The 12,706-nt window shown below is 72.5% G+C and carries 10 protein-coding genes; 2 read left to right on the top strand and 8 right to left on the bottom strand.

What is annotated here, in order from left to right; all coding sequences use genetic code 11:
- Positions 1-175: 175 nt before the first annotated feature.
- The 3 genes from IPQ09_28850 to hisF all read right to left on the bottom strand — a co-directional run bounded on the left by IPQ09_28850 (position 176) and on the right by hisF (position 3,328).
- Complete coding sequence (locus tag IPQ09_28850) at positions 176-1,093, bottom strand: DUF2817 domain-containing protein (protein ID MBL0198155.1); 918 nt, start codon at positions 1,091-1,093, stop codon at positions 176-178.
- A gap of 126 nt (positions 1,094-1,219) precedes the next feature.
- On the bottom strand, positions 1,220-2,455 hold the full coding sequence (locus IPQ09_28855; protein ID MBL0198156.1) for an ammonium transporter: 1,236 nt from the start codon (positions 2,453-2,455) through the stop codon (positions 1,220-1,222).
- Positions 2,456-2,560: 105 nt separating this feature from the next.
- On the bottom strand, positions 2,561-3,328 hold the full coding sequence (gene hisF, locus IPQ09_28860) for an imidazole glycerol phosphate synthase subunit HisF (protein MBL0198157.1): 768 nt from the start codon (positions 3,326-3,328) through the stop codon (positions 2,561-2,563).
- A 277-nt stretch (positions 3,329-3,605) separates the two neighbouring features.
- On the opposite strand from hisF, the gene hisH reads away from it, so the two are divergent.
- Entirely contained in the window at positions 3,606-4,250 is a 645-nt protein-coding gene (gene hisH / locus IPQ09_28865) for an imidazole glycerol phosphate synthase subunit HisH (GenBank protein MBL0198158.1), read from the top strand.
- Positions 4,251-4,287: 37 nt separating this feature from the next.
- Here hisH and IPQ09_28870 read toward each other — a convergent pair whose 3' ends face one another.
- The 5 genes from IPQ09_28870 to IPQ09_28890 all read right to left on the bottom strand — a co-directional run bounded on the left by IPQ09_28870 (position 4,288) and on the right by IPQ09_28890 (position 11,290).
- Positions 4,288-6,048, bottom strand: a complete 1,761-nt coding sequence (locus IPQ09_28870; GenBank protein ID MBL0198159.1) for a hypothetical protein — start codon at positions 6,046-6,048, stop codon at positions 4,288-4,290.
- Positions 6,049-6,241: 193 nt separating this feature from the next.
- Entirely contained in the window at positions 6,242-7,531 is a 1,290-nt protein-coding gene (locus IPQ09_28875) for an FAD-dependent monooxygenase (protein MBL0198160.1), read from the bottom strand.
- 145 nt (positions 7,532-7,676) lie between these two features.
- Positions 7,677-8,486, bottom strand: coding sequence for a hypothetical protein (locus tag IPQ09_28880; protein ID MBL0198161.1), 810 nt, complete (start codon positions 8,484-8,486; stop codon positions 7,677-7,679).
- Between the two features lie 90 nt (positions 8,487-8,576).
- Entirely contained in the window at positions 8,577-9,836 is a 1,260-nt protein-coding gene (locus IPQ09_28885; protein ID MBL0198162.1) for a protein kinase, read from the bottom strand.
- A 260-nt stretch (positions 9,837-10,096) separates the two neighbouring features.
- Positions 10,097-11,290, bottom strand: coding sequence for a hypothetical protein (locus IPQ09_28890; protein MBL0198163.1), 1,194 nt, complete (start codon positions 11,288-11,290; stop codon positions 10,097-10,099).
- A gap of 171 nt (positions 11,291-11,461) precedes the next feature.
- Here IPQ09_28890 and IPQ09_28895 point away from each other — a divergent pair, with 171 nt between their 5' ends.
- Positions 11,462-12,664: a hypothetical protein gene (locus IPQ09_28895; GenBank protein MBL0198164.1), complete on the top strand. Its 1,203-nt coding sequence runs from the start codon at positions 11,462-11,464 to the stop codon at positions 12,662-12,664.
- The last annotated feature ends 42 nt before the right edge of the window (positions 12,665-12,706 follow it).

Consider the following 12,706-nt stretch of genomic DNA (forward strand, 5'->3'; position numbering starts at 1 on the left):
GCGCATCGAGGGACTATGGCTAGAGCGCCGAACCGCTTGATGACCGAGGATTTTCGCCGAGTTGCGAGCCGTGCGAGGCGCGACGACGAGTCCTACTGCTGCCAGGCGAGGAGGAGCAACGAAGTACGGCGACGTAAACCGGCGAAAAGCCGACCGAATCAAGCGGTTCGGCGCTCTAGAGCTCCGCCAACACGCCGCACACGAGGTCGACGTGGGGGCCGACGCGGGCGTCGAGGCTGGTCGCGCGCCACGAGCTCTCGAGCGTGAGCTCGGGGATGGCGCGCTGATCGGCGTAGAAGCCGGTGGGCATCATGCCGAGCGTGCGCGACCACAGCCACGTGAGCGCGTAGGTGGCCGAGTCCATGGGCGCGTGTCCGGGCTCCGGGAGCGCGCGCCCGAAGTAGTCGTGGGCCGCGAGCGTCGCCCCTCCCGCCTCCACGCGCGCGAGCAGACGCGAGGCGAGCGCGGGCGCCACGTGGCGGTTCGAGAAGAAGAACGTCGCGTCCTGCGGGCCCTCGTGGAGCGACACAACGAAGTCCGGCCGAGCCTGGGCCATCACGCGGCGCACGGCGCGCGCCTCGACGGTGTCGAAGCGGACAAAATCACGATTGATATCGTACCCTTCCCCATTGTACCGCGAGAGGTGCGCGGCCCCCACGGGGTTCACCGGCGTCACGATCGTGAGGTCGACGCGGGCCGCGAGCTCTGCGTCGGCGGCCACGCGCTCCAAGATGCGCGGCACCGCCAGGAGCCCCGCGTGCTCGTTTCCATGCACGCCCGCCAGCACCACCACCCGCGGGCGGCGAGGCGGTGTTCGCGGGCGCGAGTCGGGCGCGTCCCACGCACGCGAGCGAATGAAGAGCATGGGGAAGCGCTCGCCCTCGAACCGCACCTCGGCGAGCGTCGACACGGAGAACGGCCCCTCGTAGTCGCGGAGGGTCTGCACGTACGACCGGGGGTCGAAGCCGAGCGACACGACGCCGAGCTCCACCTCTCGCGCCGGGTATCGGACCGACCGGCGAACGAGGTGGTACTTGGCGAAGAGGGACAGGTCGCGACGAAGCGACGCGAGCGTCATGGGAGAGGTGGGCACGCCCTCACTCCATCAGGGGTCAGGGCGACGCATCAAGCGCGCTGGCGACCGCCGACACGATCGGCCACCATCGGCCACCGCGGCTCGATGTATGGCGGGAGCGCTCGACCCCGTCTTGCCGCGGGTTCAGCCGGCGTAGCCGGTCTCGCCGTGCTGGGTCGTGTCGAGGCCCTCGCGCTCATCCGAGGGCGTGACCCGCAGGCCGAGGGTGCGGTCGAGGAGCTTGAGAATGAGCCACGTGACGACGCCGGCGAACACGGCGGCGACGAGGCTCGTGAGCGCCTGCACCCCGAGGAGCCGGACGTTGCCGTAGAGGGCGCCGTCGGTGCCGAACGGCTTCTCGGCCCCCGGGAACACGCGGGCGCGCGCGAACACGCCGGTGAGCAGCGCGCCGAGGAAGCCCCCGACGCCGTGCACGCCGAAGGCGTCGAGCGAGTCGTCGTAGCCGAGGCGGTACTTCAGCAGCACGCCGCCGTAGCAGGCCGCGCCCGCGCAGACGCCGATGAGAAACGCCGCCCAGGGCGCGACGAACCCAGCGGCCGGGGTGATGGCGACGAGCCCGCCCACGAGCCCGGACGCGACGCCGAGGGCGGTGGGCTTGCCCCGGTGGCGCCACTCGACCATCGTCCAGCCGACGACGCCGCCCGCCGCGCCGAGGTGCGTGGCCACGAACGCGAGCGCCGCGAGGTGCCCGGAGGAGAGCGCGCTCCCGGCGTTGAAGCCGAACCACCCAAACCACAGGATGCCGGCGCCGGTCATGGTCATGGTGAGGTCGTGCGGGAGAGGGCGCTCGTGCGGGTACTTGAGCCGCGGGCCGAGGACCTTGGCGAACACGAGCGCCGATACTCCCGCCGTGATGTGGATGACCGCGCCCCCGGCGAAATCGAGCGCCCCCATCGCCGCGAGCCAGCCCCCGTCGGCCCACACCCAGTGCGCCATGGGGATGTAGACGAAGAGCGACCAGAGCGCGACGAACGCGAGGTACGTGGTGAACTTCATGCGCTCCGCGAACGCGCCCGAGATGAGCGCCGGCGCGATGCCCGCGAACATCATCTGGAACGCGACGAACGCGAGCTCGGGCACGGTGCCGTGGTTGGCGGAGGTGAGACGCTCGAGGCCGACTCCGCTCGCGCCGAGCCCGCCGATGAGCCCGCGGTGGGTCGGCCCGAACGCGAGGCCGTATCCACACAAGAGCCAGAGCGCGAGCACGATGGGGACGCTCGAGAACGAGTGCATGAGCGTCGACAGCACGTTCTTGCGGCGCACCATGCCCGCGTAGAACAGCGCGAGGCCGGGGCTCATGAAGAGGACGAGCGCCGCGCTGACGAGCAGCCAGGCGGTGTCTCCGGTGTCGATGCGCATGTCGAGTCCTCCGAGCGGCACGCGGGGCGCGTACGCAGCGACATTGGGCCCGACCCCGCGTTTCGGGGAGGTTTCGCGCCGCCGTGGAGGCGCCGCGGGGCGCGTTCAGCCGTCGGGGAAGAGGCGCGTGAGCTCGGCGCGCGTGGGGTAGTTCGTGAGCACGGCGCGGTGCTTGCCTTGGTAGACGAAGAGGCTGCCGCACGCGACAGCCTGCGCGCCCCCCTCTTTGACCGGCAGCGGGAGATGCTCGAGCTTGCCGGCGCCGCCGCACGCGATGACGGGCACCGAGACCGCTCGGGTGACCTTCTTCACGAGGTCGACGTCGTAACCCTCGAAGGTGCCGTCTCGGTCGACCGACGTGAGCAGGATCTCGCCGGCGCCCATCTTCTCCATGAGCTGCGCCTGCTCCACGACGTCTCTGCCGGTCGCGTTCCGCCCCCCGGCGGTCACGACCTTATAGCGGCCGAAGAAGTCCTTCTTCGCGTCGATGGAAGCCACCACGGCCTGGCTGCCGAACTTGTCCGCGATGCGGGAGACCAGCGTGGGGTTTTCGACCGCGGCGGTGTTCAAGACCACCTTCTCGGCGCCGATCGCGAAGATCTTCTCGGCCTGCTCGAAGGTCTTGATGCCGCCGCCGTACGCGAACGGCATGAAGCACTCGGTGGCGATCTCGCGGATGATCTCGTACGAGGGCTCTTTCTTGTCGGGAGTCGCCGTCACGTCGAGGAACACCAGCTCGTCGACTTCCTTCTCGTTGTAGATGCGCACTGTGTTGATCGGATCGCCGACGTACTTGGCGTTCTCGAACTTCACGGTCTTCACGAGCCCTTGGCGTCGCAAGAGCAGGCAAGGGATCACGCGTATTCGGAGCATCGTGTCTCGTTGGCTCGACGCCGCGCGCGGCCCGCCACCTAGGCCGAAGCGGGGACCCCGAGGGTCGGGCGTAGTGTTTGGTTCGTCCGGGGCGCGCGCGCGAGGGCGCGGCGGCGCTCCAGCGGGCGGCCACGAGTACCACGCCGCTCGAGACATGCAACCTCTTCCGGCGGCGCCTGGCCCGCCCTCGTACGGAGCGCGGGCCCGCTGGGCCCCGCCGGTGCTACCCTCGCCCGAGCGAGCGCGGAGGTCGCGCGAGCGCCAGGTAAAGCACAGCATGCTCGTCATCGTCGACTACGAGGTAGGCAACATCGGTTCGATCCTGAACATGTTGAAGTTCCTACAGATTCCAGCGGTGGCCAGCCGCGACCCGGAGACGCTGCGCGGCGCGTCGCGGCTCCTCCTGCCGGGTGTCGGCGCGTTCGACGCCGGCGTGAGCCTCCTGAGGAAGCACGACCTCATCGGCGTCCTCGACGAGTGCGTGCGCGAGCGCCGCGTCCCGGTGCTCGGCATCTGCCTCGGCATGCAGCTGCTCACGCGCGGCAGCGAGGAGGGAGTGCTGCCCGGCTTGGGGTGGATCGACGCCGAGTGCAGGCGCTTCACGAAGGACCGCGACCCCAAGGGTGCGATGAAGGTGCCTCACATGGGCTGGAACGTCGCGAAGCCCACGACGACCGAGCGCGGGCTCTTCAAGGACATGGTCCAGGAGACCCGCTTCTACTTCGTGCACTCGTACCACGCCGTGTGCGTGAACCCGGAAGACGTGGCGGCCACGACCCCCTACTTTGGGTCGTTCGTGTCGTCCGTCGCGCGGGACCACGTGCTCGGCGCGCAGTTCCACCCCGAGAAGAGCCACCGCTTCGGGATGAAGCTGCTGCAGAACTTCGTGGCGTTCGAGTCGGCGCGCGAGCTCGCGTCGTAGCCGCGGGGCCGTTAGAGGCTGCGGGCGCCGAGGGACCTCAGTCGAAGCCGAGGTTCAGCACGCCGGTCACGGGGAGCACGCCGTTCGACGCGACGTTGACGACGCCGAGCTGAAGGCCCGCGAGGCGTTCGGCGTAGTTGAACACGCCCACCTGGACGCCGGCGACCCGCTCCGCGAGGTTCACGACGCCCAGCTGTGCGCCGAGGGTGCGCTCGGCGAGGTTGACGGCGCCGAGCTGCGAGCCCACGAGCTCGTGCCCGGCGTAGGTGACCGCGCCGACCTGCGCGAGCCCCGCGAACCGATCGACGAAATTGGCCGCGCCCACCTGGAGCGCGCCGTGAAACTCCTTGTCGACGAAGTTGCCGGCGCCCACCTGGGCGACCCCGAAGAAGCTGCCTCCCGCGAGGTTCCCGAGCCCACCGACCTGGAGCACGCCGCGGAAATCGTGGTCTGTCAGCGACAGCACACCAAGCTGCACAACCCCCCGAAAGTCTTCACGATCATTGGCACCGTTGTCGATCGAGACCCCGAGCACCTCCCGGTAGAGGTTGTTGCCTACATAGCTGACGACGCCGGCCTGAACGACTCCCGAATAGCCACGCATGGCGCCCGCGAGCACGCCGACCTGCACGAGGCCCTCGAAGTCGCGGCCGGCGACGCTCGCGAGGCCGAGCTGGAGCCCGCCGCGGAAGTCTGCCCGCTTCGTGTAGTTGCCCGCGCCGAGCTGGAGAGCGCTCGTGACGGTCGCGCTCGATGAGCGGTTCACCAGGCCGAGCTGGAGGCCGACGACCACCGGCTCCTCGGCCTGGTTCAACATGCCGAGCTGCGCGGCGCCGACGAAGCGCGCCGAATCCCGGCTCGAACCCTCGACCTCGTTCCACAGCCCGAACTGGCCCAGCCCCGTGAAGCGCCCTGCGCGGTTGCGGAGGGCGATCTGCCCCAACCCGGCGAGCTCCTCAGCCTCGTTCGACACGAGCGAGACTTGCCCCAGACCGTGCAGCTCGCCGACCTCATTTCCGCGCAGCGAGAGCTGGAGGCCGCCCGTGAACGAGCTCGAGGCGTTGCGCCACAGCGACACGTCCGCGAGCCCCACGAAGTCCTCGGAGCGGTTCCACACGAGCGCGAGACGCCCGAGCCCCGTGAAGGAGTCCGCGTCGTTCTCGTACCAGAGCTGCCCCACGTAGTGGTCGGTGAGCGGGTCGTCGGGCGGTGGCGGTGGCGGTGGCGGTGGCGGCGGTGGCGGCGGCGGTGGCGGCGGCGGTGGCTCGTCGCCCACGTCGACCTCGACGGGCTGGAGCGACTCGAGCGGGACCTCGTGCACGGAGCCCACAGGGGCTCGGCCCGCGAGCTGCGCCACGAGGTCGACGAGGGCCTCGTTGAGCCGCGCCTCGACGAGGTGCGAGGGGGGCGCGGGGAGATCGCAGCGCGCCTGCGTGAGCGCGTGCTGGTCGCGAAGATCCCGCACCTCCGCGGTGAGCACGACGCGACCACCCCCACTCCCGACGCTGACGAAGAGCGCGACATCCGCCACGTTGCGAATGGCGCTCGGGGCGCCCGCGACGGCCATGACCTCCACGCGCTCCTCGGCGGCAAGCAGCGTCCGCAGACGCCGCGAGAGCCGAACGAGCGAGGGCCCCGCGACCACGCCCGGGTCCGACGCGACCGGGGTTACGGCGAGGCGCGGCGGGAGCTCCGCGCGCGCCTTGGTCTCCGTGGCGAGCCACGACGCCGCCGCGACGAGGAGCTGCCCGAGGACGAGGGCGGCCCCCCCTCGAGGATGACCGAGACGCTGGCGCACGCGCTTCGAGGGCAGGGGCGCCAAGCGCGGCGCGCCGTCCGCCGAACGTGCCGCCGTAGGAGCTGACCTGGGAGTCGTTGGGTCCGCCACGAGCCTAGTTGTACCCTCCCCGCGACCGCGCGGCGATTCTGGCGTCGCACCGGCCCCGCCACGTCGACCATCGCGGGTGGCGGAGAGGGCTCCGCCCGACGCCCTACGCCAGGAGCTTCACCGTCCTGCCCGGCTCCGCGACCGTTCCGCCGGCGAAGCCCTCGAGGACACCACACATCGCGAGGGTCATGAGCTTCCGCGTGATCCCCACCCGCGCGAGCAGCGGCATGAAGGTGTCGCGCAGGTGCCCCAGCGCCGGCCGGTCGCCCTGGAAGAGGGGCGTCAGCCAACGTGTCGCGAGCTGGTAGAACGCGAGGTGCGGGCGGCGCTCGCGCGAGTACGCATCGAGCGCGACGGGCAGGTCCTCGTGCGCCGCGAGGGTCTCGGCGAGGACGAGCGCGTCCCACAGCGCGAGGTTGCAGCCCTGGCCGAGCTGCGGGCTCATGGCGTGCGCGGCGTCGCCGAGGTACACGACGCTGCGCGTGTTCCAGCGCTCCATGCGGACGTCGAGGTAGCCGGAGTAGAGGACCTGTTCGGGTTCACGAATCTGGAGCAGCACGGGCTCCGCCTGGGGGCAGAGCGCGAGGGCATCGCGTCGCCACGCCTCCAGGCCGGCGGCGCGCCACTCGCTCAGCCTGTCCGCCCGGAGGCTCCAGAAGAGGCTCACGAGCGGCGTCATGCCCTCGGGCCCCGTCCCGGTGGGCAGGAGCCCGAGCATCTGCCGGGTGCCCCGCACCGCCTGGTGGAGAGTGTGCCCGTACGCGCGCTTCGGGTCCTCCCCGACGAACCAAAGCGCCCCCCACGGGTACACGTCGATGCGCTTCGAGAGGTCGGTGTCGTCGCGGAAGTGAGAGCGCGCGCCGTCGCAGACGAGGATGAGCTCGTGCGGGCCGTGTCGCTTCCCTTCGTCGTCGACGATCCAGTGGCGGCGCGGAGGAGGCCTGGCGGGCCCCCCGGGCACGCTCGTCGCCGGCGCCTCGGCGCGCGCGAGGTCTTCGCCAGCGACGCCGAGGCGAACGTCGATGGCGCGCGCTCGCACCTCGTCGAAGAGCGACTGGAAGACGACGCCGCGGTGAACGCCGAGGCCGTAGAGCCGCTCACCCACGTCACGGTAGCGCAGGTCGAAGAGCGACTTGCCGCGCGCGTCGACGACGCGGAGGCGATCGATGCGGGCGCCCCTCGCGGAGACGTCGGATTTGAGCCCGAGTCGGCGCAAGACATGGATCCCCGTGGGCTGGAGCGTGATGCCTGCCCCCACGGGCCGCGGGTCGGCGACCCGCTCGTACACGGTGACCCTGTGGCCCGCGCGCTCGAGCAGGAGCGCCGCGGCGCTCCCCGCGGTCCCGCACCCGAGGATCCCCACCGACAGCTGCGCACGTCCGAGCAGTATCATGGAGCGCGCGCGGCGGTCGGCCGGACCCGGCGCGCTCGCGAATCGACCTCGTCGAGGGCCACCGGGACAGGGTCCTCCACGATGACCACGACGTCCGCGGTCGACAGCCCGGGGTCAGCGGCCTCGATCGCGGCTCGTGACCACCTCAGAAACCCGAGCAGACCGCGGGCACGGGGCGACCGGCGAGCGCGCCTCGGATGACCCCGAGCTCGGGCGCGTTGCTGTTCGGCCCGGCGGCGCTCACGATGGCGAGGCACTGCGCCGCGGCGGTCCGTAGGAGGCCGGCCTCCGGGGACAGGCCGAGGCGGGCCGCCTCGGCGTTCAAGGCCGCGCAGCACTGGCCGAGGCGGCCGAGGTTGTTGCCGCCGCCGCCGGCCTTCGCGGCGCCGAGGCCGGGGTCGTCGATGACGGCGTAGAGCCGCGTCTCCTCGAAGTCGGGGCAGCCCGAGGTGAACGTACGGCAAGCCGCGCAGGCGAGCGCGCCGGCCTGGTCACGGCAGGCCCGCGAGCCCGCGCAGCTCGCCGGCGTGACATCGACGGCCCCGTCGTTCGCCTTCACGCACTCCTTGTCGGCCTTTCGGTAGCGCGGGGCGTCCGCGAGCACCTGCGGCCCGACCGTCACGCTGGTGGTCTCGTTCGCCTTGCGCTTGCCGACGGCGTCGACGTACGTGAGCGTCGTTGCCCCGAGCGCGGGGATGACAGAGCACGCAGGCGCCACGAGCTGGGCGAGCGGCGCGGTGCACTTGGCGTCGGAGTACACGCCCTCGAACGTCCAGGTCGCCATGGGAGCGAGCTGACAGCCGGTGCATTTGGTGATGTCGACGGGGCCCGCCTCCACCGGAACGGGCGCGGGGGCGGTCGCCTCCGGCACCTGGACCGGCGCGGGCTTGGGGTCTTCGCGGCAGGCGGTCAGGAGCCCGAGGAGCAAGAGGGGCCAAAGAGCCTTCGCGTGCATGGTCCGGACGGTATCACACCCGCTCCGGCCCCGGAGGGCGGCGACCGCGCGACGATGAAGCGTGGCATGGCGCTCCGCGAGCACGTGGGGTCAGCCCTCCTCTCGACGCCGGTCTCGGGGCGGCGGGAGCGCGCCGACCTCCGGCGCCCCCGCCGCGACGGGGGGACGCCGCTCGGCGGCGTTGTCGTCCGTCCCCGTTTGGCGGTGCTCCCACGGGCGCCGCACCGACTCGAAGAGCGCGGCGGAGAGGAGCTCCTCCGGGGTCGGCTCCTCGCGCCGATCGAGCGGCTTCGCCGGCACGGCACGTGGGGGTCCCGGCGGGGTAGGCGCTGCCACGGCGCGCGCGGGCTCCGGGCGGAACGCGAACGCCTTCGTGGCGGTCCGCGCGGCGCGGCGCGGCCGCTCGCGCTCCGCCGTGGGCTCGTCCGACGGCGGAAGATCCGCGAGCACGCGGGCCGCGACGGCCGCGCTCGCCCGGTCGCGCGGCGTGGCGAACGGCGCGAGCGCCGCCGCCAGCACCGCCACGTCCGCGAACCGCTCCGACGCCCCGACACGCAGGCACCGCGACACCGCCGCTTCGAGCCCCGCGGGCACCTCGGACCGGACCTCTCGGAGCGGCCGCTGCGCTCCCTGGAGGATCGCGGAGAGCAGCAACGACGGCGAATCGCCGGCGAAGGGCCGCACACCTGCCAGGAGCTCGTAGAGCACGACGCCGAGGCCCCACTGGTTCGCGCGCGCGTCGACGCTCTTGGGGGCGTTGCGCTGCTCTGGCGCGAGGTAGGCGGCCTCGGCGAGGGGACGCTCCGTGCGCGGCTGGAGCTCGCCGTACGCGGCGTCCTCGAAGTCAACAACCTTGACTATTTCGCGCTCGCCGCGTCGCTCCGCGAGGAACAGGCTCGCCGTCGTGAGGTTGCCGTGGACGAAGCCTGCGGCGTGGGCCTCGGCGAGGGCCTCGCAGGCTTCGAGCACGTACCGCACCGCGTGCTCGATGGGGAGCGGGCCGCGCGCCTCGAGCTCCGCCGCGAGGCTGTGGCCGCTCAGGTGCTCGAGCACCAAGACCTGTCGCCCGTCCTCGAGCATCGCCACGTCGTGCACGCGGGCGGCGTGCTCGCCACGGAGCCGCGCGGCGGCGCGCGCGCCGCGGGCGAAGCGGTCGGCGACGCCGGCGTCGGGCGCGTCGAACGAGCGGCTCAAGAGCTTCAAGATGACCCGCCGATCGAGCGGCTCGTGGCAGGCCACGAGCCGCGTGACCGGGCCGCGCGAGCCGAGGATCTCCTCGACGCGGTACCTGCCGCCGAGGAGCGCGCCTACCGCGGGTACGTGAGACGACGGGACCACATCGCTGCGCATGAGCTCTCCGGGCGAGGGCTCACGGTGAGCGCCTCGTGGAGTCGGGATGCGGCTTTCGTGCCATGCGCCGATCTCCTTCGGCGCCTCGTTACGCCGAGCGCCACGGTTGCGCGGCATGTGCGCTCGAGGCCTGGACACCGCACTGCGTTGCGCCGACCTCGCTGTTCCGAGGCCGCACAACGGCGAGCGAAGCGCAGAGATCTCGCGAGAATGAGAGGCGCCACGTTGCAAAGATGCAAGGTCGAGCGCGCTCGCGGCGACTACTTGAGCTGACCGCTGGTGGCGCAGGCGCTGGCCACGCTCGGAGAGACCGTGCCCGTGAGCGACGGCCCCGCCCCGCGCGTGTTGAAGCGGACGCGGCCGGCGCCGCCGCCACCGCCGCCGCCCGGCCCCGCCACGTACGTGCCGTCGCCGCCGACCGCCGTGTCGCCCGCCGAGCCGTTCCCGCCGGTCGACGGGCCGGTCGCGCCCTTCGCCGGGGTGCCGCTGCCCTGGCCATTCTGGTTGTCGTCGGACTTCGAGCCTCCCCCGCCGCCGTTGGCCGCGACGACGCCTTGCACCGTGATGACGGGAGACTCGAGCAGCAACGCTCCGCCGCTGCCCCCTGCGCCGGGAGGCTGGCTGGAGACTCCGCCAAAGCCCCCGCGGCCGCCGCCCGCGGTGACGACGCCGGTGGTGCCGATCGTGATGAAGTTCTTCGCCACGAGCTGGAGCGCGCCGCCGCCCGAGCCGCCCTTGTCGACGGCCCCGCCGCCGCCCGACGCGCCGCCCACGAGCGGCACGTTCTCCGCCGTTCCCCAAGGGGCGCCGCCCGCGCCCGGCGCGCCCGAGCTGGAGGCGCCGCCGTTGCCGCCCTTCCCGCAATACCCTCCGCCGCCCGGGGCGTTGCTCGGCGAGCCGGCCGCGCCGCCGCCCGGACCGCCGCCCTTTCCGTTGTTCCCCGTCCCGACGAAGCCGCCGGCCGACGCGGAGTTGCTGCCGACCCCCACGCTCACGGTGCCGAGGATGTCGAGCTTGTCGAGCGCGACGATCGCGCCGGCATACGTGCCCCTCAGGGACAGCGCGCCGTTCGGCTCGACGCGGAGCGATCGCACCACGTACATGCCGATCTTGCCGGCGCCTGGTTGGTCAATTTGCTTGAAGACCATCTTCTTCGCGTCACCGCAGCTCGCGTCGAGCGAGGCGGTCGACCACGTACAACCGGTCTTGTCGATGACGATGTCGCCGACGTTGGCCAGGTCGAGCCCCGCGAGCGACAGGTTGCTGGGTGTGAACCCGAGATCGCCGCCCAGCGGCGGGGGCGCGGCGGCCTCCGCCGAGACGCTCGCCTCGGGAGCGCCCGCGTCGACCTCCGCGGCGGGTGGCGCGTCGGAGGAGCAGGCCACCACCCCGACCCCCGACGCCAACGACAGCGCGGCGACGCCGCGAAACACCAAGCCCGACCACTTCTTCATGCAAGCCCCCATCGTCATGGTTCGAGTCCCTCAGACTACCCACGGGCCGCTGGCATTCAAGCGCGCTGGGCCGCGGCGCTAGCCCGGATCCTGCAGGAGGTTCATGCGCCGGAGCCGCCGAGGCGGCGAGTGGGCGACGGGAGTGGGTCGACGGGGTGCTAAGCTCTCTACGTGCCAAGTCGATGGCTCCTCCGCGCGCTCGGCGCCGTCGGCCTCGCCGCCGGGTGCTCTGCCGCGCTCGAGCCCGGAGGTGGAGCCGGAGCGCCCGCGCCCGACCCCAGGCGCCCTGCGAGTCCGACCGCGAGCGGCCCGAACGACGGAGGGCCCACGCCCCGGACGAACGACGCCGCGGAAGACGCCCCCGCCCCCGACTCCGCGGTCGCGCCGCTCGCCCCCTCTCCCGCGCTCCGAGTGTCGCCTCGCGTCGGCGCGCCGACCGACGACGACGCGCGCCCCCTCGGGCCGGGGATCGTCCTCGACGGCGGCTTCGGGGGCGCGAGCGTACGCCAGTGGATGCACGCCACGGCCACAGGGGGGGCCGCCGCCCGCGCCGATCTCGTGCTGCTCACCGCGGGCGCGGGCGACGGCGCCGCGGCGTGGCTCTCCGCAGCGCCGTTCCACTCCGCCCAGACCATCGCGCTCGCGAGCGGCGCCACCGACGCGGATCTGCACATCGCCGCCGACATCGTGCGGCGCGCCGAGGTCGTGTGGTTCACCGGCGGGGACCAGGCGGCCTACGTGCGCTGGAAGGGCACGCCGCTCATGGCCGCGGTCCAGGCCGTGTTCGACCGCGGCGGGGTGGTGGGGGGGACCAGCGCCGGAATGATCATCCTGAGCAGCTCGGTGAACGACGCGTTCCAGGGCCCCTCCGAGAACATCTTGACCTCGGTCGTGGTCGCCGATCCATACCACCCGAGCATGCACTTTACACAGAACGTGCTGCGGCTCCCGGCGCTCGCCCGCACCATCACCGATCCGCACTTCATCGCGCGGGACAGGATGGGCCGGCTGGCGACGTTCATGGCGAGACAAGTCGCCGAGGGCCACGCGCGCCCCGACATCCTCGGGATCGGGGTCGACGACGGGGCAGCGCTCGTGATCGGCCCCGACGGGCGCGGCCAGAGGCTCGCCTCGGGCGCCGGCCCGGGGGTGTACGTGGTCCGCGGCGGGGCGCCGGAGCGAGCCGTGCCTGCGCAGCCGCTCGTCTATCGGGCGCTCCGCGTGTTGAAGCTGTCCGACGCGACGCACATGATAGATCTCTCCCGACGCTGCGGCCGCGGCGCGGTGCGGTCACTCGACGTGGACGGGTCGGCGACGCCGCCGTACCCCGCGGAGGCGTACGCGGACGGCCCGGTACAAGACGACTGTCTTTAGGCCCTGAGGCGGTCGACCTTGCGCTGGGCTCCGCAAAGCCAC

The sequence above is a fragment of the Myxococcales bacterium genome (assembly GCA_016720545.1).
GTDB lineage: Bacteria > Myxococcota_A > Polyangia > Polyangiales > Polyangiaceae > JAAFHV01.

Coding starts and splice junctions, on each gene's coding strand:
- IPQ09_28855 (MBL0198156.1), bottom strand. CDS start 2,455: ATGCGCATCGACACCGGAGACACCGCCTGGCTGCTCGTCAGCGCGGCG.
- hisF (MBL0198157.1), bottom strand. CDS start 3,328: ATGCTCCGAATACGCGTGATCCCTTGCCTGCTCTTGCGACGCCAAGGG.
- hisH (MBL0198158.1), top strand. CDS start 3,606: ATGCTCGTCATCGTCGACTACGAGGTAGGCAACATCGGTTCGATCCTG.
- IPQ09_28875 (MBL0198160.1), bottom strand. CDS start 7,531: ATGATACTGCTCGGACGTGCGCAGCTGTCGGTGGGGATCCTCGGGTGC.
- IPQ09_28880 (MBL0198161.1), bottom strand. CDS start 8,486: ATGCACGCGAAGGCTCTTTGGCCCCTCTTGCTCCTCGGGCTCCTGACC.
- IPQ09_28885 (MBL0198162.1), bottom strand. CDS start 9,836: ATGCGCAGCGATGTGGTCCCGTCGTCTCACGTACCCGCGGTAGGCGCG.
- IPQ09_28890 (MBL0198163.1), bottom strand. CDS start 11,290: ATGAAGAAGTGGTCGGGCTTGGTGTTTCGCGGCGTCGCCGCGCTGTCG.